Here is a 24,969-nt window from a genome sequence, read left to right on the forward strand (position 1 = left end):
ATGGGCACTCCTCCTGTGTCGGAAGTTGTGATGCACATCACAACTATTCGGTGTGAGCCACGACCGCTCCGGTCGGCGACACCGATGACCGACCAGCAGAGGAGTTGGACACAGATGACGAGCACACAACCCCCGACATCGGCGGCGGGGGGCGTCGCCTCGCGCAGTGAATCATTGACGAGTTCGCAGGGTAAGACCACCATCGCCGATACGGTGGTGTCCAAGATCGCCGGCATCGCCGCACACGAGGTGAACGGCGTGTACGCCCTCGGCGGTGGCGCCTCGCGCGCCGTCGGCGCCCTGCGCGAACGTTTCCCCGGCGGCAGCGTCAACCACGCTCAGGGTGTCTCCGTCGAGGTGGGCGAGACCCAGGCCGCCGTCGACATCGACATCGTGACCGAGTACGGCGTCTCCATCACCGACCTCGCCGCCGGCCTGCGTCGCAATGTGATGGCCGCGATCGAACGGATGACCGGCCTGGAAGTCACCGAGGTGAACATCACCGTCCACGACGTGCACTTCGCCGAGGACGATCGTTCCGATGATCAGCCCGCTCCCGCCCGCGTGCAGTGACCACACGGGCGTACACCACCGGAAGTGCGGGCTTCACCGATGAGTGACCCCCTGCCACCCGACGGCGCGTCCCCCGCGCAGGCGATGGCCGAGGATCCCGCCGACGTCGTCGCCGCGGCGGTGAAGGCCGTCCCCGGCGTCGCTGGGCTGCACGGCGGGATGTTCGGCGAGGTCGGCACCTACCTGCCGGGCCGGCGGATCACCGGCGTTCGCATGGCGGACGGTGTCACCGAAGTACATGTCGTCCTGCAGTTCGGCAGCACGGTGCGGGACACCGCGGCACGCATTCGGGACGTCGTGACGGCGGCAGTCGGCGGGACCGTCGACGTCTACGTCGAAGATGTCACCGTCGGCACCCGGGACGCGGACGCCGGCGCACGACAATGACCGCACGACAATGACCGAGCGGCCGTGGGACAGCCTGCCCGACCGGAGCAGCGCCCGCCGCGCCGCCGCGCGGCTGCTCCACCCCGATCTGGGCGGAGACGGTGACCAGTTCGCCGCGGCCCTTGCGCAGATCGACCGCCGGTTCGGCGGGAGCGGTGCGACCCATCGGGGGTCGATTGTTGAATTCCGTTCGACCAGAGGGGGTTCGACAGATCGGCGGATCCGGCGTCTGCGCCGCCGAGCCCGGCGCATACGCATTCGAGTCACCCACTGCCGCCGCAGAACCTCGGCGACACAACCGTTTCGGAGGGTTTCATGACCACCTCAAGTTTGGGATTGATCGCAGGATTGTTGCTCGGCGTGGCGGCGGCGGCGGGAGGCTTCACCGGCTTCGTCATCGCCCTTCTGCTCGGCGTCATCGGATATCTGGTGGGGGGTCAGGCCGACGGACAGTTCGACCTCGGCGCCATGTTGAGGGGCCGCGGCCGTGGATGACACCGAACCCACCGATACTGACGACCGGCACACAGATGCAGGAACACTGGTCATCAAGGACAAAGTGGCACAACGCGTCGCCGTGCGCGCCGCCCTCGACACACCCGGCGTGGCACCCCATGCCGCAGGCATGGACAAGCTGACGGGCCGGTCGCTGCCCCGCGCGCAGGTGTTCTTGTCCGCGGACCGGGTGCGTGCACACCTCGACCTCGCGGTGACGTGGCCGCATTCGCTCCCCGGTGTCGGTGCGGCCGTCCAGCGCAACGTCGCCGAGGCGTTGCACAACGGCGTCGGGATGACCGTGGACGGCGTCGACGTCGCGATCGAGGCGATCGTCACCGAAGCATCCACACCGGCCAGGACACTGCAATGACCACCACGCCAGACACCGCCCCCGAGACGCCCACCGACGACACGATCGCCGAGAAGGCGAGGCCCGCAACGCCACCGCCACCTGCGGCAGCCCCCGTCGCGGGGTACGTCGGCTCACTGATCGCGCTGCTGACATTGGCACTCGGAGCGATCGCGCTGCGCGACAGCGCCGTGTACGCCGGCTGGCTCGACGGCCGTCCGTGGACCCTCAACGCCGTCGAGTGGCTCGACGGCCTGACATTCCAGTGGTGGATGTATCCCGTCGGCGTTCTGGCCATCCTCGTGGGACTGTGGTCGTTTTACAGCGCGCTGCGGCCCCGCCGCCGCACCGGACTGCAACTGGCAGCAGACAGCAGCGTGTGGATCAACAAGACGGACCTCGCCCGTATCGCCACGAGCGCCGCCGAACGGGTGCCGGGCGTCCTCGACGCGCGCTCTGCGGCCACGCTGCGCAAGGTCACCGTCACAGCCGTCACCACTGCTGCCGAGCGCGGCCGGGGCGGTGACAAGGTCAAGACGGCGGTCACCGCGGCCGTCGAAAAGACCCTCGACACCGTCGTGGCCGACCGACCCAAAGTGGCGGTGCGCGTTCGGACGGGAGGCCGGTAGATGACTCGCCTGGCAAGCGCATGGGATCGGTTCAGCGCGCTGATCTTCGGGCTCGCCCTGATCGCCCTCGGGGCCGGCATGCTGGCCTGGGGCTCCGATTGGATTCCGAACAGACCGGAGTACGTAACGGCGCCGGGCCTGGTGACCGCAGCTGACGCGGGGTGGTGGCCGTGGGTGCTCGCCGCCGCCGGAATCGTGCTCATCGTGCTCGCACTGCGGTGGCTGCTCATCCACACGCCGAAGGCCAGAGTCAAGGCGGTGGCCCTGGTGAGCGGGCACAGCGGCGGAACGGTCAGCGCCGATCTCGGGGCGGTCGCGAACGCGGCGGCGCAGGTGTTGGAGCAGTACCCCGACGTGGAGTCCGCGAAAGGCAAAGCCGTCGTCGACCGCGGTGTGCGCACCATCGATCTCACGGTCACGGCGCGCTCGCCGCTGAGTGTTCAGACGCTGATCGGCCCGATCGATACGGTCTGCACTCAGACCGCCGGAGTTCTCGGTGACGCCGACATCGCTACTCGGACCACCGTGCGAATCGGTCACCACCGCCGCCGCGAACACCGCGTCGAGTAACCCTCGAAGGTTTGTTGTGGTGGTCCCGGCTGGTTTCGAACCAGCGACCTTCCGCGTGTGAGGCGGACGCTCTCCCACTGAGCTACGAGACCGGGTGGGATCGGCCTACAGAGTGGGCCGAACGACGACGAAGATTATCACGCGCGCCGCGCCATCCTGGAATCCGCAGGTCACCCTCGGGCCCGTTCGCCGAGTTCCACACCAGGGTCGTGATCGCCCGACGGTGACCGCCGTGGTGTAGAAGTCGGCGTCGGGACCGGTGCGGCCGAAGGGATTTGTGTGGCCAGGCATGTGTGGACTATCGTTCTGCATCGCGACGGACGACGATCTCGCCCGTAGCACGCGGATGTAGCGCAGTTGGTAGCGCATCACCTTGCCAAGGTGAGGGTCGCGGGTTCGAATCCCGTCATCCGCTCGAGGTGCAGAAGCATCAACCCCAGCGGTGGAGTGGCCGAGTGGTGAGGCAACGGCCTGCAAAGCCGTGCACACGGGTTCGATTCCCGTCTCCACCTCCGATGAAGGATCCCGGCGCGATTAGCTCAGCGGGAGAGCGCTTCCCTGACACGGAAGAGGTCACTGGTTCAATCCCAGTATCGCGCACCACATTCGTCTGAGCGGCCCGGGTTCCCACCGGGCCTTTGCTGTCTCCAGCGAGGTCGCCGACGGGTCACATCTCGGCGTCGGCTTGTCCGCAACTGTTTCATCCACGGTGAGTCGGGCATGCGGTCGCAGAGATCCCGTGGGGTTCAGCAGCGCAGCTCGGCGGGATCGCACTGACGGCGATCACTGAGGACCCATGAGCATCTCTGACGAATGGCAGCTGACCGACAAGCCCTGTGAGCGCTGCGGCGCCCCAGTGGCCACACAGGCGGTCACAGGGGACGATCAGGCCCCCGTACGAACGCGCTGCACCAACGACGCCTGCCCCGAGAGCCGGCGGTAGCCCCCGCACAACGAAAAACGCCGCTGCGCGGAATGCGCAGCGGCGTTCGTCGATCACATCACCAACCGGCGATGCCCGGCCCGTTGCGGGCGGGGCCCGTCCGGATGTAGGTCCCGATACCGCCGGTGATCGGCGGTACGGCGCGAATGCTGTCCTTCACCTCACCACCCGCAGGCGGCAACGGCGCGCCCTTACGCGAGCGACGCACGTCCGAGGGACCGGCGTTCGCCACACCCTTACCGGTCGTGCGGACGCCGCCTTCGGCCGCCGGGTTGGCGTCGAAGACCGGATTCGGCTTACCGCCGATGTCCACCACGTCGGCGTTCGCGGTGCCCGCGCCGAATGCGAGGACGGCCCCCGTCAGGGCGAGCGCACCCGCTCCGATGACCGCCAGTTTCCTGCCCTTGCCTGTCAGGACATCGACACGTCCCACCATCGGCCTCACCTTTCCTCCGGCGGGGATTTCTCATCCCTGACCTTGATTGCTGTCCCGGGGACACTATCAGCGACGAGTCGTCGCGTAGGGACTGTCGTACAACAAGATCACGGCGTTACACGGGGCGTGATCGCCGGCAACCGCACGGCACGCGTTAGCCAGAAATGCTCTGCCACCGCGTCTTTCGACGACGGCGAGCAGTGGTGCCGGATCACCGATTCGCGAGATCGGCGCTAGGCGCCGTAGCGCTCCCGGTCGCGGCGCTGCCGTGTCGTTCGCAGTGTCGCGCTCGGCGGGGTGCCGTACATGCGTCGATAGGCGACGCTGAACCGCCCGGCGTGCGAGAAGCCCCACCGGCCGGCGATCGAGTTGACGGTGTCGACCGCGGGGTCGGCGGCCTGCAGATCACGGTGAGCGAGGTCGAGCCGGACGCGGCGCAGGTATTCGAGCGGCGTCACTCCCAGGTGTCTGCGGTACATGTACTGCACCGCTCGCGGCGTGAGGTTCGCCGCGGCCGCGATCTCCGCAAGACCGATGTCGCTGTCGGCGTTTTCGTGGATGAACGCTACCGAGCGTCGCAGACCCGGCGGGCGATGGCCGCTGGTCGGCAGTTCGTGAAGGTTCGTCATGTGATTTCGCGTACCCCCCGGCAAACACCCAGAAACCCATCGAGGGGGATGCCACTGCTGACACGATCGTCGTCATGACCGAACGCATCGAAGTCCAGCGTGTGATCCCCGCGCCCCCCGAGGCGATCTTCGAGGTGCTCTGCGATCCGCAGGGGCACGTGGCGATCGACTCCTCGGGCATGCTCCAGGGCGCCGACGGGCAGCCGGTGTCGGCGGTCGGCGACACCTTCGTCGTCCACATGGACCGCGAAGCGCTCAATGACTTCCCGATGGGGAAATACGAGGTGACAGTGGAGATCCGCGAATTCGAGCCCAACCGCCGCATCGCGTGGACGATCCTCGGGCAGATCCGCCCCCAGATCGGGCACGTCTACGGCTATACCCTCGAGCCCACCGAGGACGGCACCGTCGTCACGTCGTTCTACGACTGGTCGCAGATCGACGACAAGTGGCGTGAGGCGGGCATCTTCCCGGTCATCTCCGAAGGGGCCCTGCGCGCGACGCTGGGCATCCTCGAGCGCGCGGTGCGACGAGGCTACGTCCGCAGCTAAACCCCGTTCAGCGTCAACCGATAGTTGACGACCATCTTTCGTCAACTTAAAGTTGACGCATGGCTGATCCCATCGCTCACCCTGTCCGCCTCGACGACCTCATCAACGCCATCAAGACCGTCCACGACGAACCGCTCGACCAACTCACCGACGCCGTTCTTGCCGCGGAGGCGCTCGGTGAGGTCGCCGACCACCTGATCGGACACTTCGTCGACCAGGCGCGACGCTCCGGCGCCTCCTGGACCGACATCGGCAAGTGCATGGGCGTGACCAAACAGGCCGCCCAGAAGCGCTTCGTCCCCAAGGCGGACACCGAACCGCTCGACCCGAACCAGGGATTCGCCCGTTTCACCCCGCGTGCGCGCGCCGCGGTGGTGCACGCACAGAACACCGCCCGCGAGGCCCGCCACAGCGAGATCACCCCCGATCATCTGCTGCTCGGCCTGCTCGTCGACACCGAATCACTCGGGGTCGCGTTGCTCACCGCACAGGGCGTCGCACCGCAGGACGTCCGCGCCGCCGTGGCCCTGACACCCTCGGCCGACGGACCCGCCCTGGACCTGGTCCCGTTCAGCGGTCCCGCCAAGAAGGTGCTCGAATTGACCTTTCGCGAGGCCCTGCGACTCGGGCACAACTACATCGGCACCGAACACCTGCTGCTGGCGCTGCTGGAGTCCGAGGACACCGACGGACCCCTGAGCCGCCTGGGCGTCGACCGGCAGCGGGCGCAGACCGATCTCATCGGCCTGCTCGATTCGATCACCGGCGCCGGAACGGACTGATCTCACGTCAGGCCCGCCGCCGGCGTCTACAGGATGTGAGGATGCGACCGTTCGAAGACGTGGTGGCCGAACACGGGCCCGTCGTGCTGCGGGTCTGCCGCGCCGTCGTGGGCCCGGTCGACGCGGAGGACGCCTGGTCGGAGACCTTCCTGTCGGCGCTGCGGGCCTACCCCGACCTGCCCGCCGACGCCAACGTCGAGGCCTGGCTGGTGACGATCGCGCACCGGCGCGCACTCGACGTCGGCCGCGCCAACTCCCGCCGGGCCGTCCCGACCGGCACCGTCCCCGACAGCCCCGCCGTACGCGGCGACCCCGCGGACCGACACCCCGACCTGTGGGCCGCACTCGAATCACTGCCCACCAAACAACGGCAGGCCGTCGCCTACCACCACATCGCGGGTCTGCCGTTCGCCGAGATCGCCGGACTGCTCGGCAACTCCCCCGACGCCGCCCGCCGCGCGTGTGCCGACGGCTTGAGCAGACTGCGCTCGATCTACCGCGAGGAGCCCCTCCCATGACCGACGACACCACATTGGCCGGCCTGCACGCGCGGTTGAGCGCCCGAGCCGACGCCGAGGGGCTCCTCGACGTCGCCTACCGGACCGTCGACACCCCGGTGGGCACGCTGCTGCTGGCCGCCACCCCCGCGGGTCTGGTGCGGGTTGCCTACGACATCGAGGACCACACCGCGGTGCTGACCACGCTGGCCACCAGGATCAGCCCGCGCATCCTGCGGGCGCCGCACCGGCTCGACACCGCGGCGCGTCAGCTCGACGAATACTTCGCCAAGCGGCGCACCGCCTTCGACGTGCCGATCGACCTGCGGCTCGCCGAGGGATTCCGCCGCGACGTCGTCGAACAGTTGCGCACCATCGGCTACGGCCAGCGCGCCAGCTACGCCGCGGTGGCCGCCGCGGTCGGCAACCCCAAGGCGGTGCGGGCCGTCGGGAGCGCCTGCGCGCACAACCCGCTGCCGGTGGTGATCCCCTGCCACCGGGTGGTGCGCTCCGACGGCACGGCCGGCCAGTACGTCGGTGGATCGGCCGCCAAGGCGGCACTGCTGCGGCTCGAGCGGGAATGAAACACCCACCTCCGCGGTGGGACTGCACACACGCGACTCCACGGGCCCCTGGGTCTGAACCGGTGTGGCGTCTCGTCGGGGTGTGCCATCATGCGAGGCACACCTAGGGAGGGAATCCATGCGCCGGCTTCTGATGCTGCTGACCGCCATGATCGTCGCGGCGGGTCTGACCGCGGCGCCGGCCGGAGCGGTGGACTCACCGATTGGCCGCATCGGTCAACCGCTCCGCGTGCAGTTCAAGGGCTTGATCGCCGACGTGACCGTGGTCAGCGTCGAACCGTCGCCGATCCCCCCGGGCTTCGGCTATCCGCCCCGCCCGCCGCGCAACCAGGTCTGGCGCGCCAACGTCGTGGTCCAGCCGATCAAGGTGCCGGTGCCCTACGCGATGGCCATCACGTTCCAGTTCCGCGGTGTCACCCCGACCGGCGACGCGTACGAACCCCGCAACACCGACGCGCCCGACGCCCTGCAGGCCGCGCTGACCAACGCCCCGCCCGGGTCGACCGTCAGCGGCGGCGTGTGGTGGGACTGCTACCGCGATCTGGTGTCGAACGTCGTACTGGTCGACAAGATCACCGGTGAGCACCTCGCACAGTGGAACCTGTAGGCCCACAGGTCTTTCCGGCCACCCGAGCCGACCTCCCCGAACTCGCCGACGTCGCCGCCCGCACCTTCCCGCTGGCGTGCCCACCGTCGGTGACCGCGGAGAACATCGCCGCGTTCGTCGCCGAGAACCTCTCGCCGCACCGGTTCGCCGACTACCTCACCGACCCTGACCGCATCGTGCTCGCCGCCCGCGACGGTGGGCGGATCGTGGGTTACGCCATGCTGATTCGCGGTGTCCCCGACGACGAGGACGTCCAGCGCGCGGTATCGCCGCGCCCGGCGATCGAGGTGTCGAAGATGTACGTGCTGCCCGAGAGTCACGGCACCGGCGCCTCCTCGGCCCTGATGACCGAGGCGCTCACCCTGGCCCGCGAGACCGGGTACCGCTGTGTGTGGTTGGGCGTCAACCAGGAGAACCGCCGCGCGCAGCGGTTCTACGCCAAACACGGTTTCGCCGTGACCGGCACCAAGACGTTCCGCCTCGGCGCCGGCGTCGAGAACGACTTCGTGATGGTGTGCCCGCTCTAGGCCCGTTGCCCCGCCGCGGTCAGCGCCAGCAGCCGCGACGTCGCCCGCAGGTACTTCTTGCGGAACCCGCCTGCGAGCATCTCCTCGCTGAAGATGGTGTCCAGCTTCGACCCCGACGCCACCACCGGGATACCCGCGTCGTAGAGCCGGTCGGTCAGTGACACCAGGCGCAGCGCGACGCTCTGATCGTCGAGCGGGTGCACCCCGGTGATGAACACCTGCGTGACCCCTTCGATCAGCGAAAGGTAGCGCGACGGATGCATGGTCGCCAGATGCGCGCACAGCGCGTCGAAGTCGTCGAGTGTCGCACCCTCGGTCTGCTCGGCCCGTTCGGCGACCTCCGCGTCGGTGAGCGGCTCGGGCGCGGGCGGCAGGTCACGGTGCCGGTAGTCCGGGCCCTCGATCCGCACGGTGGTGAAAATCGATGCGAGCGTGTGGATTTCACGAAGGAAGTCCTGCGCGGCGAACCGGCCCTCCCCCAGCTGCTCGGGCAGCGTGTTCGACGTCGCCGCGATCGAGACGCCCCGCTCGACGAGTTGCGAGAGCAGTCGCGAGATGAGCGTCGTATTGCCCGGATCGTCGAGTTCGAACTCGTCGATGCACACCACGACGTAGTGGCTGAGCAACTCCACGCTCTCGACGAACCCGAACACCCCGGCCAGCTGGGTGAGTTCGCCGAACGTCGCGAACGCCTTGGGATGAGCCGGAGTTTCGGGCAGGTCGTAGTACGACGAGGCCAGCAGGTGGGTCTTGCCCACACCGAACCCGCCGTCGAGGTACACCCCGACGCCCGGCAGCACCTCACGCTTGCCGAACAGCTTCTTCTTGCCCGCGCGCCGCGTCACCGCGTCGGCGCAGAACGCCCGGCACGCGTCCACGGCCGCGGCCTGCGATGGTTCGGCCGGGTCGGGACGGTAGTTGTCGAAGCTGACGTGGGTGAACGTCGGCGGCGGCACCAACTGGGCGACGAGGCGTTCCGGGGTGACGCTGGGATTCCGGTCGACGAGATGGTCCGGTCGATTCGGCGCACCACTGGACCCAGGCATGCAGGCAGCGTAGCGACGTGCTGCAATCGTTCCTATGCCCGACTCCGCGGCTGGGACGCAGTTCACAGTGCTGGGAGCGGTCGAATCGGTCGCCGACGACCGGGTCGGCGACTTCTACGCCTACCCCGACGCGCTGCGGCGCTGCTGGGTGCGCGGCAACATGATCGCCAGCGTGGACGGCGGCGCCACCGTCGCAGGCAGGTCCGGCGGCCTAGGCGCGGCCGGCGACCGGGCGCTGTTCGCGAAGATGCGCCAAGCCGCCGACGTGATCGTCGTCGGGGCCTCGACGGTGCGCACGGAGGACTACTCCGGGGCCCAGTTGTCGGCCGCCGCGCGACAGGACCGCGCGGCCCGCGGCCAGAGCGAGGTCCCACCCATCGCCGTGCTCACCCGGTCGGCGGATCTCGACCACGACGCCAAACTGTTCCGCCGCACCGAGGTTCCGCCGATCCTGCTCACCAGCGCGCGCACGGCCGCCACGGCACGCGAACGCTTCGGCGGCCTCGCCGACGTCGTGGACGCCTCCGGACCCGAACCCGATGACGTCGACCCGGCCACTGCGCTCGACCTCCTCGCGGCGCGCGGGTTGCTGCGGGTGCTCACCGAGGGCGGTCCCGGGGTGCTCGGCCTGTTCACCGCCGCCGACCTGCTCGACGAGCTGTGCGTCACGGTCGCGCCCGTGCTCGTCGGCGGCGAGGCGCAGCGCATCGTCACCGGGCCTGGTCAGGTCCGGACACCGCTGCGCCGCAGCCACATCCTCGGCGACGACGACGGCTATCTGTACTGCCGGTACGTCCGGGACCGGTGACCACCTCGCTACTGTGGTCAGCATGCGTCGGCACCCCCAGCTGCTCCGGGTCGTGAGCCTGTCGACGGTCGCGCTGGTGCTGGCCGGCTGCGCGCCGGGGCTGGCGGCCAACCCGCGGTTCGCCACCGACAACGGGGCACGACCGCAGGGCCAGCCCGAAACCACCCAGCAGCAGGCCGGACCGCCCGCGGTCGAGGCGCCGAAGAACGAGCTGTCCTGGCGGGAGTGCACCGACCAGGTGTTCGGCGACGCGGCCGTCGACCCGGTGCCCGGTGTGACGCTGGACTGCGCCACCTACGACGCCGACCTCGACCCGATCGACGGTGCGACCGGCACGGTCTCCATCGGCGTCGTGCGGGCCACCTCGCCGCGCACGCCACAGGACGCGGGCCCGGTGGTGATGACGACCGGCTCGGATCTGCCGTCCTCGGTGCAGCTGCCGGTGTGGCTGGCGCGTTCGCAGGCGCTGGTCGACAAACATCCGATCGTCGCCGTCGACCGTCGAGGGATCGGGATGTCCGGCGCGCTGGAGTGCCGCGACCTCTACGACCGCCAGGAGATGATCGAGCAGGCGCAGTTCGCCTACGGCGACGATCCGGTGGCCAACCTCGGCGCCATCACGATGACGGCGACCACCAGCTGCACCGACACGATCGCGCCCGGCGACTCGGCCTACGACAACGCGCACGCCGCCGAAGACCTCGAGCGGCTGCGCAGCACGTGGGACGTGCCGACGCTGGCCCTGCTCGGGATCGGCAACGGCGCCCAGGTCGCGCTCGCCTACGCCGGATCGCACCCCAACAAGGTGGCCCGGTTGGCGCTCGACTCGCCGCTGCCGCTGGCGATCGGCGCCGAGGCCGCCGCCGAACAGCGCGTCCGGGGTGAACAGGCCGCGCTCGACGCCTGGGCAGCGCAGTGTGTGGCCATCGGCTGCCCGGCGGCCCCCGACCCCAAGGGTGTCGTCGACGGACTGCTGTCGGCGGCGCGCTCCGGGGACGGACCCGGCGGCGCGTCGGTGGCCGCGGTCGCCGCGGCGATCTCCACGGCGCTGGCCTACCCGAAGGGCAACGGTGTCACCGCCACCAACGATCTGGGCGCCGCGCTGGCCGGGGCGCGGTCCGGCGACACCGCCCGGCTCACGGCGCTGATCGCCGACGCCGAGGGGTTGCGCCAGACCGACGGCCAGTTCGTCAACTCCTGCAGCGACGCGCTGAACCGCCCGACACCCGACCGGGTACGGGAACTGGTGGTCGCCTGGGGTAAGCAGTACCCGCAATTCGGCGTCGTCGGCGCCCTCGACCTGGTCAAATGCCTCAACTGGCCGAGTGGCTCGGCGCCACCGGAACCCAAAGACCTCCCGGTGCCCGTACTGCTGCTCGGTGTGCAGAACGATCCCATCGTCGGCAACGAAGGCGTCGCCGCGGTCGCGGCCACGGTCCTCAACGCCGGCGCCTCCAACAAGCGGGTGATGTGGCAGGGCATCGGTCACGGGGCGAGTGTCTACTCCCCCTGCGCGCTGACGCCGCTGGTGGGTTATGTCGACACCGGCGCCCCGCCGGCCACCGACACGTACTGTCCGGCCTGACGTCTCGGCCGCCGGGCGCCGGTGTACGGTTCGCTCGTGGCGGCAGCAGACTCTCTTCGCACCGGCCTGTCCAACGCCTTCCGGCCACGTACGTCGCCTCCGGGCGTGGCGACGGTACTGCGCAGCGTGTTGTGGCCGCTGGCGATCATGACGGTGATCCACCGCACCTACGTCCTGGCCACCAACGGCTACATCACCGACGACTTCGGGCCGGTGTACCGCGCGGTGTCCAACCTGCGGCTGGGTCTGGACATCTACAACGAGCACTTCGACCACGTCGACCCGCACTACCTCTACCCCCCCGGCGGGACCCTGCTGCTGGCGCCGTTCGGCTTCCTGCCCGAATTCGCCTCGCGCAACTGGTATTTCACCCTCAACAGCCTCGCCACGCTGGCCGCCGCGTATTTCCTGCTGCGGATGTTCAACTACACGCTGGCCTCGGTGGCCGCCCCGGCGCTGGTGCTCGCGATGTACTGCACCGAATCGGTCACCAACACCATCGTGTTCACCAACATCAACGGTTTCATGCTGTTGGCGGAGGTGCTGTTCTTCCGCTGGCTGCTCGACGGCAGAGGCAGTCGAGAATGGCTGGCGGGCGTGGCGATCGGCCTGGCGCTGGTGGTCAAACCGTCGCTGGCGCCGCTGTTGTTGCTGCCGCTGCTCAATCGTCAGTGGCGGTCGCTGGTCACCGCCGTCGCGGTGCCCGTGGTCTTCAACCTCGCCGCCTGGCCGCTGGTGAGCGACCCGATGAGCTTCGTCACGCGCACGCTGCCCTACATCATGGGTACGCGCGACTACTTCAACAGCTCGATCGAGGGCAACGGCATCTACTACGGCCTGCCGCCGCTGCTGATCCTCGCGCTGCGAATCCTGTTCCTGGCGCTGACGATCGGCAGCCTGGTGCTGCTGTACCGCTTCTACCGCACCCGTGACCCGCGCTTCTGGATGCTGACCTCCTCGGGGGTGCTGCTGACCGCGTCGTTCCTGATCCTGTCGCTGGGCCAGGCCTACTACTCGATGATGCTGTTCCCGTTCCTGATGACTGTGGTGCTGCCCAACTCGGTGCTGCGCAACTGGCCGGCGTGGCTGGCGGTGTACGGCTTCATGACGATGGACCGGTGGCTGATGTGGCGGTGGCCCACCACCGGCCGGTTCCTCGAATACATGAAGGTGACCTACGGCTGGTCGCTGATGCTGGTGGTGGTGTTCGCCGTGCTGTACTTCCGCTACCTCGACGCCAAGGCCGACGGCCGCCTCGACCGGGGCATCGACCCGCTGTGGCTGACCGACCCCGCCGAGGACTCCGCGCAGGTCAAGCGGGCCGCGCCGACGGCGTAGTAACTTGGGGTCATGAGTGCTCCGAAGGTGCAACTGACCGACGACGAGTGGCGTCAGAAGCTCAGCCCCGAGGAATTCGCGGTGCTGCGGCGGGCGGGCACCGAACGTCCGTTCACCGGTGAGTACACCGACACCGAGACCGAGGGCGTCTACCAGTGCCGGGCGTGCGGCGCGGAACTGTTCCGCAGCTCCGAGAAGTTCGAATCCCATTGCGGCTGGCCGTCGTTCTTCGACCCGGCCGATTCCGACGCGGTGATCCTGCGGCCCGACGATTCGCTGGGGATGCGACGGGTCGAGGTGGTGTGCGCGAACTGCCACAGCCATCTGGGCCACGTGTTCGAAGGCGAGGGCTATCCGACGCCCACCGATCAGCGGTACTGCATCAATTCCATCTCACTGCGGCTGGTGCCGGCGGGCGGATAGTCTCCGCCCGCAGCAGCGCCGTGACCCCGGGCGCGCTCAATGGCGGGCTGTAGTGGAAACCCTGCGCCACATCGCACCCGTAATCGCGGAGGCGTTCGGCGGTCTCCGCGTTCTCGACGCCCTCCGCCACCGTCGTCAGTCCCAGGGTCTGCGCGAGGCTGACCACCGCGCGGACCACCTCGCCGGCCCTCGGGTCCCAGATGATCGGACCGATGAACCGGCGGTCCAGTTTGACCTCGTCGATCGGCAGTTCCCGCAGATAGCTCAGCGCCGAGTACCCGCTGCCGAAATCGTCGATGGCCACCCGCACGCCTCGGCGGCGTAGCTCCTGCAACACCGCGCACGTCCGCTTGAAGTCGGGCAGGATCAGGTCCTCGGTGATCTCGACGGTCAGTCCGGCGGGCGCCAGCCCGCGCGACTCGAGTGCCGCGACGATCTTGTCCGGCAGGTCGGTGTCGGCCATGGTCGCCGCGAACAGGTTCACCGCGACGGGCACCGGGGTGCCGGTCGCCACCCATCCGGCGGCGTGGTCGAGCGCCTTGTCGACCACCAGGTCGGTGAGCGCCCCCATCAGGCCGTGCCTGCGCACCATCGGCAGGAAGTCGCCCGGATTGAGGGTGCCGTGCACGGGGTGCGGCCACCGCACCAACGCCTCCACGCCGGCGAGTTCGGACGTCGCCAGGTGGTATTTGGGCTGATACACCACGTCCAGTTCGCGACGGTCGATGGCCTGGCGCAGCTCGCCGAGCAGCTGGACCGCCGACACACCACCCCCTCGGGCGCCGTGGTCCGAAACCCGCAGCAGCGCCGATTGTTCGGTGTTCGCCGGCGTCATCTCCGGGCTGAACACGTGGACACCCTCGGTGCGGGACCGCTTGGCGGCGTACATCGCCGCGTCCGCACGCCTGAAGAGTTGCTCACCCGACGGTTCGAGTTCGTCGTCCGGTGCGGCGACGGCCAGGCCGACGCTGGGCCGCATCAGCAGGCTCTCGCCCTCGACGTGGAACGGTGAGTCGAAGGCTTCCACGATGCGGTGCGCGATCGCCAGCGAGTGGTCGACACGGTCCTCGATCAGCACGGCGAACTCGTCGCCCCCGACTCGCGCCACGGTGTCACCGGCCCGCACGCACTTCACCAGGCGGTCGGCGACCTGGGTGAGCAGTTCGTTGCCCGCTGAGTGGCCGAGGCTGTCGTTGACGACCTTGAAGTCGTTGAGGTCCAGTGACAGCACCGCGACGGCGCCCGCGTCGCGTGCCCGTAACTGGACCGCGTGTGCGAGCCGGTCGTTGAACAGCGCGAGGTTTGCCAAACCGGTCAGCGGATCGCGCAGCGCCTGATCGGTCACCATCCGCATGAGCCTGCGGTTCTCCCACGACGCGACGAACTGGCGCAGGCAGATGGCGACGATCACGGTGATCACGGTGACGGCCAGGACTCCGTCGAGCACCACGACCGTCGCGACCGTGCCGCCGACCAGGAGCGGCAGATACGGCAACCACAGGGAGACGCTGGTGGGCAACCGCGTGGTGGTGTCCGGGGTGGCGTCCATGCCGCGGCTCGTCAGCGCCGCGGCGCCGAAGAACACGGTCCCGGCCACCCAGCCCACGTCGATGGGAAAGACGGCGGCATAGGTTCCCTGCGTGGTCAGCCACGCGAAGGCGATGTCGGACACGGTGAGCAGGACGACGGACGCCGTGAGCAGGACCAGTGGCAGGCGCCAGGTAACCGCGCGGACCAGGACCAGCCCGGCTACGGCGAGCACCATCAGGTCGAGGAGCGGGTACGCCAGGGCCAGGCCGACCGCCACTTTGTCGTCACGGAAGCTCTCGTAGACGCCGCGCAGCACCAACACCCACGCGAGCAGGAACAGCGACAATGCGAAGACCAGCCCGTCGAGCAGCAGGCGCACCCGGTAGCGTCCCGCGACCCCGCCGGGCCACTGCACCAGGGCCAGACAGCTGAAGATCGGGCACAGGATGAACCCGAAATCCGCGGCCGAGGGGAACGTCGTATGCCCCAGCACCAGATCCTGATACCCGAAGAGGACCTCGCCTGCCGTCCATCCGCCGAAGGCGATGGCGAAGCAGACCCAGACGTTGCGCATCCGCCCGGAGGCGGCGCGCGCCGCCAGCACGGCGCACACCACCGCGTAGCCGGCGAACACGGCCACGCCGACGTTGTCGGCCGCCGCCGCGCCGGGGAACTCGCCGACCAACCAGATCGTCAACAACACAGCGGCGACACCGGACCCGGCGATCACGACCGCTTCTCGGGGCCTCGCACGCATGCTCGGCAACCCCGCCCCCACACTGCTCGACGTAGTGCGCCGGATCCCCCCGACCGTGGCGCACGTGAGCCGAGGCTAGCAAGTTGCGGCCTCGGCCGTCGAAGCCAGTTTCGAACGGAAAGACCTCCGGTGGGCAAACGCCCTAGGGCAGCCGCGTGACGAGTTCCTCGACGCCGACGCGCGGACCCGTGAAGAACGGGGTCTCCTCGCGGACGTGGCGGCGCGCGTCGGTGGCGCGCAGATCCCGCATCAGATCCACGATGCGATGCAGTTCGGGTGCCTCGAAGGCGAGGATCCACTCGTAGTCACCGAGTGCGAACGCCGGCACGGTGTTGGCGCGGACGTCCTTGTAACCGCGCGCGGCCATCCCGTGTTCGGACAGCATCCGACGGCGCTCGTCGTCGGGCAGCAGGTACCACTCCAGCGAACGGACGAACGGGTAGACGCAGATGTAGTTGCCCGGGTCCTCGCCCGCGAGGAAGGCCGGGATGTGGCTCTTGTTGAACTCCGCCGGCCGGTGCAGCGCGACGTTGCTCCAGACCGGTGAGCTGGCCCGGCCGAGCGCGGTGGCGCGGCGGAAGTCGGAGTAGGTGGCCTGCAGCGCCTCGACCGTGTCGGCGTGGGTCCAGATCATGAAGTCGGCGTCGGCCCGCATCCCGGCGATGTCGTACAGACCGCGGACCACGACACCACGTTCCTCCTGCTGTTTGAGGAAGGTGGCGGTCTCGTCGACCACCGCCGCGCGCGCCTGTTCGTCGTAGCCCAGCTCCCCCGGACGTACCGAGAACACCGAGAACATGAGGTAGCGGATGGTGGAGTTGAGCGCGTCGAAGTCGAGCTTGGCCATGGCCCTATCGTGCCACGCCCGAGGTGGCCAGCGACGCCACCGCCCGGCTCGCCGACGCGACACAGGCGGGCACGCCGATACCGTCCAGGTACCCGCCGGCCACCGCGACACCGCGCGGCAGCCCGGCCCGCAGCTCGGCGACCAGATCGGCGTGGCCGGGACCGTACTGCGGCATCGCGTCGATCCAGCGCTGCACCAGGGCGTCGACCGGTTCGGTGTCGATGCCGAAGACCGTCCCCAGATCCGCCGCGGCCCAGGCCAGCAGGTCCTCGTCCCCGGTGCTGCGGGCCAGATCGTCGCCGAACCGGCCGTAGGACAACCGCAGGAGTTCGACGTTCCCGCGCCGGCCCCACTTGCGCGACGACAGCGTGATCGCCTTGGCCCGGAGTCGTTCGCCGGTGGCGACCAGCACCCCGGACTGCTGCGGCAGCGGTGTGCCGCCGGGCAGCGCAAGCGCCACCACCGCGGCGGAGGCCACCGGGATCCTTCGGGCGGCGGCGGCGGTGCGCGGCGCGATGTGGTCGACCAGCCTGGGCAGGCGCGGGGCGGGCACCGCCAGCACCACGGCGTCGGCGGGCCAGCGGTTGCCCTCGTCGTCGACGATCTCGACGCCCCGGCCCACCAGGTCGAGCCGTTCGACGCCCACCTGGGCCCAGTGGATCCGCGCCCGGTGGCGCAGCGCATCGAGTAGCACGGCGTAGCCGCCGTCGACCGCGCCGAAGACCGAGCCGGGCGCAGGCGGCGGCAAGGCCTCCCCTACGGCGTCGGTGAGGTTGCGCGCCCCGCGGTCCAGCGCCGCGGCCAGGGTCGGCGCGGCCGCGCGCAATCCGATCGTCGCGGCCGAACCGGCATAGACCCCGCCCAGCAGCGGGTCGACCGAGCGGCTGACGACCTGCTCGCCGAACCGGTCGACGACCAGGTCCGCCACGGTGGGATCCGCACCCGGCCGCCACCGCAGCGGTCGCGTGGGTTCGTCGGCGATCCGGGCGATCGTCGCGTCGTCGACCAGACCCGCCAGCGTCGCAGCGCCCGACGGGATGCCCTGCAGCGTGCCCTGCGGCATCGGATGCAGCCGGCCCTGGCTGTAGATGAGCGGGCGGGCGCCGGTGGTGCCGATCTGACGGTCGGCCAGTCCGAGTTCGGCCAGCAGCGCGGGCACCTCGGGCCGGCGCGCCACGAAGGCCTCGGCGCCGACGTCGAGCAGTTGACCGCCGACGCGTTCGGTGCGCAGCACCCCGCCGAGGCGGTCCGCGGGGTCGAAGAGGGTGATCGTGGCGTCCGGCCCGGCGGTCACCCGCAGTCGGTAGGCCGCCACGAGGCCCGAGATACCGCCCCCGACAACGGCATACGTCGCGCTCATCGGGAACTCACAGCGAGTGCACCAGCTCCACCGTGGCGGTCACGATCTCCGGGTCGGTCGCCGGCAGCACGCCGTGCCCGAGGTTGAACACGTGTCCGGCCGCCCCGGCGTCGACGGCGCGCCTGCCGTCCTCGACCACGGCGCGCACCGCACGTTCGACCACGGGCCACCCGGCCAGCAGGACGACCGGATCGAGGTTCCCCTGCAACGCGCTGCCGCGTTCGACCCGGCCCGCGGCGTCGGTCAGCGAGGTGCGCCAGTCCACGCCCACCACACCGGGTGCCCCGGAGGTGGCGATGGCCTCGGACATGGCGCCGAGCAGTTCGGCGGTGCCCACCCCGAAGTGCGTCATCGGCACCCCGGCCGGTGCCAGCGCCTGGAACACGCGGGCGCTGTGGGGCAGCACGTAGGCGCGGTAGTCGGCCAGCGACAGCGTGCCCGCCCAGGAGTCGAACACCTGGATCGCGTCGACGCCCGCGTCGACCTGGGCCTGCAGGAACGCGATCGTCACGTCGGTCAGCGCCGACATGAGCGCATGCCAGGTGTCGGGCGCACCGAGCATCATCGCCTTGGTGTGCTCGTGGTGCTTGCTCGGACCACCCTCCACGAGATACGAGGCGAGGGTGAAGGGGGCGCCGGCGAACCCGATCAGCGGGACGTCGCCGAGTGCGGCGGTGAGCATCCGCACCGCCTGCTCGACGGGTTCGACCGTCTGCCGCTCGAGCGGCCGGATCGCGGCGACGTCGGCGGCGGTGCGCACCGGATGGTCGATCACCGGTCCCACGTCGGGCACGATGTCGAGCGCGATGCCCGAGGCCCGCAGCGGGACGACGATGTCGGAGAACAGGATCGCGGCGTCGACTCCGTGCCTGCGCACCGGCTGCAGCGTGATCTCGGTGATCAGGTCGGCGTCGAAGCAGGCCTGCATCATGGTGTTGCGCGCCCGCAGCGCCCGGTATTCGGGCAGCGACCGGCCCGCCTGCCGCATGAACCACACCGGCACCCGGGCGGGTTTGCGGCCGCGGGCGGCGGCGAGATAGGGCGAGTCGGGCAGTTCACGGCGGGTGTTCATCGCCCCCAATGCTGCCACGACCGGCAACGGCGCCGCGGACGCCCGGATCACCATCGGGAGTCGGATCGGCGCGCCTGCGTGCAGGTCCGGCCGAATGGTCTAGCGTCACCGGCGTGACCACCGCCGAACCGGCTCAGTTCCGTGCTGCGGTGGCGGCGATGAATGCCACCACCGTACGGCCGGAGATCGAACTCGGCCCGATCCGCCCGCCGCAGCGGCTGGCACCCTACAGCTACGCACTGGGCGCCGAGATCCGACATCCCGAGACCGCGATCGTGCCCGAACGTTCCGAGGGCGACGCCTTCGGCCGGTTGATCCTGCTCCACGACCCCGAGGGCGCCGAGGCGTGGGATGGCACCATGCGACTGGTGGCCTACATCCAAGCCGACCTCGATTCCAGCGAGGCGGTCGACCCGCTCCTGCCCGAGGTGGCCTGGAGTTGGCTGGTCGAGGCGCTGGACTCCAAATCCGATCAGGTCACCGCACTGGGCGGAACGGTCACCGCCACCACGTCGGTGCGGTACGGCGACATCTCCGGTCCCCCGCGCGCGCATCAGCTGGAACTGCGCGCCTCCTGGACCGCGATCACGGTGGAACTCGGTCCCCACGTGGAGGCCTTCTGCGAGGTGCTCGAGCACGCCGCGGGACTGCCTCCCATCGGGGTGACCGATCTCGGTTCCCGCACCCGCGCATGAGATGAGCGAGACACCCGACACGGACCCCGAGGGCCCAGACACCGACATCGACGCCGAGGCCGGCACCGACACTGGGGCTGTCCCGCTGCTCACCCCCGCCGACGGGGTGCCCGACCTCGCGGTGACCACCGACGAGATCCTCGCCGCCGCCGAACTGCTCGCCGGGGGCCACGGTCCGTTCGCGATCGACGCCGAACGCGCCTCGGGGTTCCGGTACTCCAACCGGGCCTACCTGGTGCAGATCCGGCGCGAAGGCGCGGGCACCGTACTGATCGACCCGGTCAACCACGGCGAGGACCCGACCATGGTGATGGCTCCGGTGGCCGATGTCCTCGACACCGACGAATGGGTGCTGCACGCCGCCGATCAGGATCTGCCGTGCCTGGCCGAGCTGGGCATGCGGCCGCCGAAGCTCTACGACACCGAACTCGCGGGCCGGCTGGCCGGCCTTGCGCGGGTGAACCTCGCGACGATGGTCTCCGAACTGCTCGGACTGCAGCTGATGAAGGGCCACGGCGCCGCCGACTGGTCCAAGCGACCGCTGCCCGACGATTGGCTCAACTACGCCGCGCTCGACGTCGAAGTGCTGCTCGAACTGCGCGACGCCGTCGCCGCGGTGCTGGACGATCAGGGCAAGACCGATTGGGCCATACAGGAATTCGAACACCTGCGCACCTACGAGGCGGCCCCCACCCGCCGCGACCGGTGGCGGCGCACCTCCGGAATCCACAAGGTGCGCAACCCCCGGGCGCTGGCGGCCGTGCGGGAACTGTGGACCACGCGCGACCACATCGCCCGCAGGCGCGACATCGCGCCGGGCCGCATCCTGCCCGACGCAGCGATCATCAACGCCGCCACCGCCGATCCCGACAGCGTCGAGAAGCTCACCGCACTGCCGGTGTTCGGCGGCACCCGGCAGCGCCGCAGCGCCCAGGTGTGGCTCGATGCGCTCGACCGGGCGCGCCACAACACCGATCCGCCCGACTCGGCCGAACCGCCCAACGGTCCGCCGCCGCCGTCGCGGTGGGCGCGGCGCAAACCCGAGGCGGCCGCACGCCTGGAAGCCGCCCGCGCCGGCCTGTCCGCGCTGTCGGAGCGGGTGGCGGTGCCCTCGGAGAACCTCGTCACCCCGGAGGTGGTGCGTCGGCTGTGCTGGGACTGGCAGCCGGTCACCGACATCGCCGCCGCGGTCGAGGAGTTCCTGGTGGCCGCAGGCGTGCGCCCGTGGCAACGCGATCTGGTGGTGCCGGTGCTGACCGCCGCGCTCGCCCCCTCGACCGCCGAATGACCGCATCGCGTTTGGATAATTGACCAACAGGGAACCGCCGAGGGGTGAGTACCACCGGAACGCCGACCGACTCCCCCGACGAGACGACGCCACTGGTTCTCGGACCCGCTCTGCGGCACGTCGGCGAGACCACCGCCGTGGTCTGGGTGCAGACCGACCGTCCCGCGACGGTGACCGTACTCGGTTGCAGCGCAAGAACTTTCCGAGTGCAAGAACACCACTACGCGTTGGTCACCGTCACCGGCCTGGCGCCCGATTCGTCGTCCGAGTACCAGGTGCACATCGACGGCGAACTGGTGTGGCCGCTGCCCGACAGCCCCTTCCCGCCCAGCGTGATCCGCACCCGGGGACCCGTGAGCACCGAGCGGTTGCGCGCGGTGTTCGGCTCCTGCCGCTACCCCAAGACCGGCGTCGAGGAGATCGACGAGAAACTGGGCGCGGACGCCCTGGACCGCTATGCCGACCGGATGGCACGGCTCCCGGTCAGCGAATGGCCGGATCTGCTGATCCTGCTCGGCGATCAGGTCTACGCCGACGAGCTCACCCCTGAGGCCCGCCGACATCTGACGGGCCGGCGGCGGCGCCGCGCCAAGCACGGGCAGCGCCCGCCCGACGAGGTGGTCAGCTTCGGCGAGTACGAGGGCCTCTACCGGCACTCGTGGTCGGATCCGGAGATCCGCTGGATCATGTCCACGGTTCCCACGGCGATGATCTTCGACGACCACGACGTCCGCGACGACTGGAACACCTCGGCGGCCTGGCGTGCCGAGATCAACGCCAAACCGTGGTGGCGTGACCGCATCCGGGCCGGTCTGGCGTCGTACTGGGTGTACCAGCACATGGGCAACCTCAGTCCCGCGGAGTTGGAGGCCGACGAGGACTACCAGAAGATGAGTGCGGTCGACGGTGACGTGTGGCCGGTTCTCGTCGAGATTGCCGACCGCGCCGACGCCGAGGTGGACGCCAACAAGGGCGTGCGGTTCAGCTACCGGTGGGATTTCGGCCGCAACAGGTTCATCATGATGGACTCCCGCAACGGCCGGATCCTCGACTCCGGTGAGCGGATGATGATCGGGGAACGGGAGTTCTCCTGGCTCGAACAGCAGGCCGGCGACGGACTCGACCAGATCGACCACCTGGTGCTCGGATCCTCGGTGCCGTGGCTGATGCCGCCGGCGCTGTCCGATCTGCAGACCGTCAACGAGATCTCCGCCGACCGTCCGGGGTGGCGCGGCATACCGGCCGAAAAGGTGCGCCAGGCGGCGGATCTCGAGCACTGGCCGGCGTTCGTCAAGTCGTTCCTGCGGTTGACCACGATGATCCGCAAAGCCGCCACGTACCCCAACGGTCCGGCGACGGTCACGGTGCTGTCCGGCGACGTACACCACAGCTACGCCGCGAAGGCCACCCTCGACGGCGTCGGCGACGATGACGCCACCGTGCACCAGCTGGTGTGCTCACCGGTGCACAACTATGTGCCGTCGTATGTGAAGCCGGTCTTCAAACTCGGCTGGTCGCGACGGCTCGCACCGCTCATGCGGCGGTGGGCACTGCGGCACGGATCGCCCGAGCTGACCGTCAACTGGACCAACACGGCCGGCCCGGTCTTCGGCAACACCATCGCGACACTGTTGCTTTCGGGCCGCAAGGCCGAGGTGCTGTTCGAGCAGCCCGATACGTCGACCGAACTCCGCGAGGTCGCCCGCATCCCGCTCGGCGGGCGCAGCCCGACCGTCAGTCCAGTCGCTCGCTGACCTCGTCGGCGTCCGCCGGCGTCGCGCCCAGGGCCGCCACCCACCCGGTGATCTGCCGGGAGATGTTGCGGTCGGTCACGCCGACGTCGGCGAGCACCTCACCGCGCGAGGCGTGGTCGAAGAACTGCTGCGGCAGCCCGACGTCGCGGCACGGCACGTCGACCTCGGCGTGACGCAGCGCCGCCGACACCGACGAGCCGATCCCGCCGTGCAGACCGTTGTCCTCGACGGTGACCACCAGCTTGTGGGCGGCGGCGAACTCGGTGAGCACCTCGGGCACCGGCAGCACCCAGCGCGGGTCGACGACGGTGACACCGATGCCCTGTTTGCGCAGGCGTTCGGCGACGGTGAGCGCCATCGAGGCGAACGGACCGACCGCCACGAGCAGCACATCGTCGGACAGGCCGTCGGCCGGCTCGGCCAGCACGTCGACCCCGCGGTGCCGTCGCACCGCCGGGATGTCTTCGCCCACATCACCTTTGGGAAACCTGATGGCGGTGGGGGCGTCATTGACGTCGAGCGCCTCGCCGAGTTCCTCGCGCAGTCGCGCGCCGTCGCGAGGTGCGGCCACCCGCATCCCCGGCACGATGCCCAACACGGACAGATCCCACATGCCGTTGTGGCTGGCGCCGTCCGGACCGGTGACACCGGAGCGGTCCAGCACCAGCGTGACGGGCAGTTTGTGCAGCGCGACGTCCATCATCAGCTGGTCGAACGCGCGGTTGAGGAACGTCGAGTAGATGGCCACCACGGGATGCAGGCCGCCCATGGCCAGGCCCGCCGCGGACGTCATCGCATGCTGTTCGGCGATGCCGACGTCGAAGAAGCGGTCCGGGAACCGGTCACGGAAAGCGCTGAGGCCGGTGGGGCCGGGCATGGCCGCGGTGATCGCGACGATGTCGCGCCGCTTGGCGCCGTAGTCGATGAGCGCCTCGGAGAACGAGGACGTCCACCCCGGTGCGGCCACCATCGTGGCGCGGCCGGTCGCGACGTCGATGACGCCGCACGCATGCATCTGTTCGGCCTCGTCGTTCTCGGCCGGGGCATAGCCCATGCCCTTGCGGGTGACGACGTGCACGATCACCGGGGCGTTGAAGCCGCGGGCGTGGCGCAGTGCGGACTCGACGGCGTGCTCGTCGTGGCCGTCGATGGGACCGACGTACTTGAGCCCGAGATCGGTGAACATCACCTGCGGCGACAGGGCGTCCTTGATGCCCGCCTTGACGCTGTGCATGCACTGGTAGCAGAACTCGCCGATCACCGGCAGTCCGCGTACCGCCTTGCGGCCCTCCTCGAGCACCCGTTCGTATCCGGGCTGCAGGCGCAGCGCGGCCAGGTGGTCGGCGAACCCGCCGATGGTGGGCGCGTAGCTGCGTCCGTTGTCGTTGACGACGATCACCACGGGCCTGCGGGCGGCCGCGATGTTGTTGAGCGCCTCCCAGCACATGCCGCCGGTCAGCGCGCCGTCGCCGACGACGGCGACCACATGACGGTTGCGGTGCCCGGTCAGCTCGAAGGCCTTGGCCAGCCCGTCGGCGTAGGACAGTGCGGCGCTGGCGTGGCTGGACTCCACCCAGTCGTGCTCGCTCTCACTGCGCGACGGGTAGCCCGACAGGCCGTCCTTCTTGCGCAGCGAGTCGAACTCGTGGGAGCGCCCGGTGAGCATCTTGTGCACATAGGCCTGATGACCCGTGTCGAAGATGAGCGGATCGTGCGGCGAGTCGAAAACCCGGTGCAGGGCGAGCGTCAGCTCGACGACGCCGAGGTTCGGGCCCAGATGCCCGCCGGTGGCAGCAACCTTGTGGATGAGGAACTGGCGAATCTCCCCGGCCAATTCGCTGAGCGCAGACTGCGAAAGGTGCTGCAGATCGGCGGGACCGCGGATCTGTTCAAGCATTCCGTCA

The 24,969-nt window shown here is 69.7% G+C and carries 27 protein-coding genes and 4 tRNA genes; 22 read left to right on the forward strand and 9 right to left on the reverse strand.

Annotated elements, in window-relative coordinates; genetic code table 11:
- Positions 1–114: 114 nt before the first annotated feature.
- From G6N49_RS12130 to G6N49_RS12155, 6 genes are all read left to right on the forward strand, one after another.
- Complete coding sequence (locus G6N49_RS12130; RefSeq protein WP_083044591.1) at positions 115–573, forward strand: Asp23/Gls24 family envelope stress response protein; 459 nt, start codon at positions 115–117, stop codon at positions 571–573.
- 39 nt (positions 574–612) lie between these two features.
- A complete protein-coding gene (locus G6N49_RS12135) occupies positions 613–960 on the forward strand; it encodes an Asp23/Gls24 family envelope stress response protein (protein ID WP_083044592.1) in 348 nt (115 codons plus the stop codon).
- Between the two features lie 315 nt (positions 961–1,275).
- Positions 1,276–1,455, forward strand: coding sequence for a hypothetical protein (locus G6N49_RS12140; RefSeq protein ID WP_011768207.1), 180 nt, complete (start codon positions 1,276–1,278; stop codon positions 1,453–1,455).
- Positions 1,448–1,828: an Asp23/Gls24 family envelope stress response protein gene (locus G6N49_RS12145; RefSeq protein ID WP_083044593.1), complete on the forward strand. Its 381-nt coding sequence runs from the start codon at positions 1,448–1,450 to the stop codon at positions 1,826–1,828. Before G6N49_RS12140 ends, G6N49_RS12145 begins: the two co-directional genes overlap by 8 nt.
- Positions 1,825–2,436, forward strand: coding sequence for a DUF6286 domain-containing protein (locus tag G6N49_RS12150; protein ID WP_083044594.1), 612 nt, complete (start codon positions 1,825–1,827; stop codon positions 2,434–2,436). Before G6N49_RS12145 ends, G6N49_RS12150 begins: the two co-directional genes overlap by 4 nt.
- Positions 2,437–3,006, forward strand: a complete 570-nt coding sequence (locus G6N49_RS12155) for an alkaline shock response membrane anchor protein AmaP (RefSeq protein ID WP_011855484.1) — start codon at positions 2,437–2,439, stop codon at positions 3,004–3,006. It abuts the gene before it with no gap.
- Between the two features lie 17 nt (positions 3,007–3,023).
- Here G6N49_RS12155 and G6N49_RS12160 read toward each other — a convergent pair.
- Positions 3,024–3,098: transfer RNA gene (locus G6N49_RS12160), tRNA-Val, on the reverse strand.
- 250 nt (positions 3,099–3,348) lie between these two features.
- On the opposite strand from G6N49_RS12160, the gene G6N49_RS12165 reads away from it, so the two are divergent.
- The 3 genes from G6N49_RS12165 (at position 3,349) to G6N49_RS12175 (ending at position 3,609) form a co-directional block, all read left to right on the forward strand.
- Positions 3,349–3,421: transfer RNA gene (locus G6N49_RS12165), tRNA-Gly, on the forward strand.
- 26 nt (positions 3,422–3,447) lie between these two features.
- Positions 3,448–3,518: transfer RNA gene (locus G6N49_RS12170), tRNA-Cys, on the forward strand.
- A gap of 16 nt (positions 3,519–3,534) precedes the next feature.
- Positions 3,535–3,609, forward strand: a tRNA-Val gene (locus G6N49_RS12175).
- A gap of 398 nt (positions 3,610–4,007) precedes the next feature.
- On the opposite strand, the gene G6N49_RS12180 is transcribed toward G6N49_RS12175, so the two are convergent.
- Both G6N49_RS12180 and G6N49_RS12185 read right to left on the reverse strand, forming a co-directional pair.
- A complete protein-coding gene (locus tag G6N49_RS12180) occupies positions 4,008–4,385 on the reverse strand; it encodes a hypothetical protein (RefSeq protein WP_011559626.1) in 378 nt (125 codons plus the stop codon).
- Positions 4,386–4,618: 233 nt separating this feature from the next.
- Positions 4,619–5,014, reverse strand: coding sequence for a helix-turn-helix transcriptional regulator (locus tag G6N49_RS12185; protein WP_011559625.1), 396 nt, complete (start codon positions 5,012–5,014; stop codon positions 4,619–4,621).
- 74 nt (positions 5,015–5,088) lie between these two features.
- Between G6N49_RS12185 and G6N49_RS12190 the strand changes: the two genes are divergently transcribed.
- The 6 genes from G6N49_RS12190 (at position 5,089) to G6N49_RS12215 (ending at position 8,562) form a co-directional block, all read left to right on the forward strand.
- On the forward strand, positions 5,089–5,565 hold the full coding sequence (locus tag G6N49_RS12190) for an SRPBCC family protein (RefSeq protein ID WP_011559624.1): 477 nt from the start codon (positions 5,089–5,091) through the stop codon (positions 5,563–5,565).
- Between the two features lie 59 nt (positions 5,566–5,624).
- The gene (locus tag G6N49_RS12195) at positions 5,625–6,347 is read left to right on the forward strand and encodes a Clp protease N-terminal domain-containing protein (protein WP_011559623.1); all 723 of its coding nucleotides are present in this window, start codon (positions 5,625–5,627) and stop codon (positions 6,345–6,347) included.
- A 41-nt stretch (positions 6,348–6,388) separates the two neighbouring features.
- A complete protein-coding gene (locus G6N49_RS12200; RefSeq protein ID WP_011855446.1) occupies positions 6,389–6,865 on the forward strand; it encodes an RNA polymerase sigma factor in 477 nt (158 codons plus the stop codon).
- Positions 6,862–7,428, forward strand: a complete 567-nt coding sequence (locus G6N49_RS12205; protein WP_011855445.1) for a methylated-DNA--[protein]-cysteine S-methyltransferase — start codon at positions 6,862–6,864, stop codon at positions 7,426–7,428. The genes G6N49_RS12200 and G6N49_RS12205 overlap by 4 nt, the downstream gene beginning before the upstream one ends.
- 118 nt (positions 7,429–7,546) lie before the next feature.
- Entirely contained in the window at positions 7,547–8,035 is a 489-nt protein-coding gene (locus G6N49_RS12210) for a hypothetical protein (RefSeq protein ID WP_011855444.1), read from the forward strand.
- Entirely contained in the window at positions 8,023–8,562 is a 540-nt protein-coding gene (locus tag G6N49_RS12215; RefSeq protein WP_011855443.1) for a GNAT family N-acetyltransferase, read from the forward strand. Before G6N49_RS12210 ends, G6N49_RS12215 begins: the two co-directional genes overlap by 13 nt.
- On the opposite strand, the gene zapE is transcribed toward G6N49_RS12215, so the two are convergent.
- The gene (gene zapE / locus G6N49_RS12220) at positions 8,559–9,644 is read right to left on the reverse strand and encodes a cell division protein ZapE (RefSeq protein ID WP_085975472.1); all 1,086 of its coding nucleotides are present in this window, start codon (positions 9,642–9,644) and stop codon (positions 8,559–8,561) included. The two genes, G6N49_RS12215 and zapE, sit on opposite strands and share 4 nt — an antisense overlap.
- Here zapE and G6N49_RS12225 point away from each other — a divergent pair.
- From G6N49_RS12225 to msrB, 4 genes are read left to right on the forward strand one after another with little or no spacing between them, the layout of a single operon-like run.
- Complete coding sequence (locus G6N49_RS12225) at positions 9,643–10,416, forward strand: pyrimidine reductase family protein (RefSeq protein WP_011559617.1); 774 nt, start codon at positions 9,643–9,645, stop codon at positions 10,414–10,416. The two genes, zapE and G6N49_RS12225, sit on opposite strands and share 2 nt — an antisense overlap.
- 22 nt (positions 10,417–10,438) lie before the next feature.
- Positions 10,439–12,001 (forward strand): alpha/beta hydrolase, encoded by a 1,563-nt coding sequence (locus tag G6N49_RS12230; protein ID WP_011855442.1) that lies wholly within the window; start codon positions 10,439–10,441, stop codon positions 11,999–12,001.
- Between the two features lie 21 nt (positions 12,002–12,022).
- Positions 12,023–13,339 (forward strand): arabinofuranan 3-O-arabinosyltransferase, encoded by a 1,317-nt coding sequence (gene aftC / locus G6N49_RS12235; RefSeq protein WP_011559615.1) that lies wholly within the window; start codon positions 12,023–12,025, stop codon positions 13,337–13,339.
- A 12-nt stretch (positions 13,340–13,351) separates the two neighbouring features.
- Positions 13,352–13,762, forward strand: coding sequence for a peptide-methionine (R)-S-oxide reductase MsrB (gene msrB / locus G6N49_RS12240; RefSeq protein ID WP_011855440.1), 411 nt, complete (start codon positions 13,352–13,354; stop codon positions 13,760–13,762).
- Here msrB and G6N49_RS12245 read toward each other — a convergent pair.
- From G6N49_RS12245 to hemE, 4 genes are all read right to left on the reverse strand, one after another.
- Positions 13,722–16,022 (reverse strand): putative bifunctional diguanylate cyclase/phosphodiesterase, encoded by a 2,301-nt coding sequence (locus G6N49_RS12245; protein WP_235679515.1) that lies wholly within the window; start codon positions 16,020–16,022, stop codon positions 13,722–13,724. The genes msrB and G6N49_RS12245 overlap by 41 nt on opposite strands.
- Positions 16,023–16,191: 169 nt before the next feature.
- Entirely contained in the window at positions 16,192–16,896 is a 705-nt protein-coding gene (gene hemQ / locus G6N49_RS12250; protein ID WP_011559612.1) for a hydrogen peroxide-dependent heme synthase, read from the reverse strand.
- 4 nt (positions 16,897–16,900) lie between these two features.
- Entirely contained in the window at positions 16,901–18,256 is a 1,356-nt protein-coding gene (locus G6N49_RS12255) for a protoporphyrinogen oxidase (protein ID WP_011855438.1), read from the reverse strand.
- Between the two features lie 7 nt (positions 18,257–18,263).
- On the reverse strand, positions 18,264–19,328 hold the full coding sequence (gene hemE, locus G6N49_RS12260; RefSeq protein WP_011768206.1) for a uroporphyrinogen decarboxylase: 1,065 nt from the start codon (positions 19,326–19,328) through the stop codon (positions 18,264–18,266).
- A gap of 113 nt (positions 19,329–19,441) precedes the next feature.
- Here hemE and G6N49_RS12265 point away from each other — a divergent pair, with 113 nt between their 5' ends.
- The 3 genes from G6N49_RS12265 to G6N49_RS12275 are packed head-to-tail and all read left to right on the forward strand — an operon-like array spanning position 19,442 to position 23,065.
- Positions 19,442–20,023: a DUF3000 domain-containing protein gene (locus G6N49_RS12265; RefSeq protein WP_011559609.1), complete on the forward strand. Its 582-nt coding sequence runs from the start codon at positions 19,442–19,444 to the stop codon at positions 20,021–20,023.
- Between the two features lies 1 nt (position 20,024).
- Entirely contained in the window at positions 20,025–21,311 is a 1,287-nt protein-coding gene (locus G6N49_RS12270) for an HRDC domain-containing protein (protein ID WP_011559608.1), read from the forward strand.
- 44 nt (positions 21,312–21,355) lie between these two features.
- Positions 21,356–23,065: an alkaline phosphatase D family protein gene (locus tag G6N49_RS12275; protein ID WP_011559607.1), complete on the forward strand. Its 1,710-nt coding sequence runs from the start codon at positions 21,356–21,358 to the stop codon at positions 23,063–23,065.
- Here the strand turns inward: G6N49_RS12275 and dxs are convergent.
- Entirely contained in the window at positions 23,046–24,962 is a 1,917-nt protein-coding gene (gene dxs, locus G6N49_RS12280; RefSeq protein ID WP_011855437.1) for a 1-deoxy-D-xylulose-5-phosphate synthase, read from the reverse strand. The genes G6N49_RS12275 and dxs overlap by 20 nt on opposite strands.
- Positions 24,963–24,969: the final 7 nt, after the last annotated feature.

The organism is Mycolicibacterium monacense, assembly GCF_010731575.1.
GTDB classification, from domain to species: Bacteria; Actinomycetota; Actinomycetes; order Mycobacteriales; family Mycobacteriaceae; genus Mycobacterium; species Mycobacterium monacense.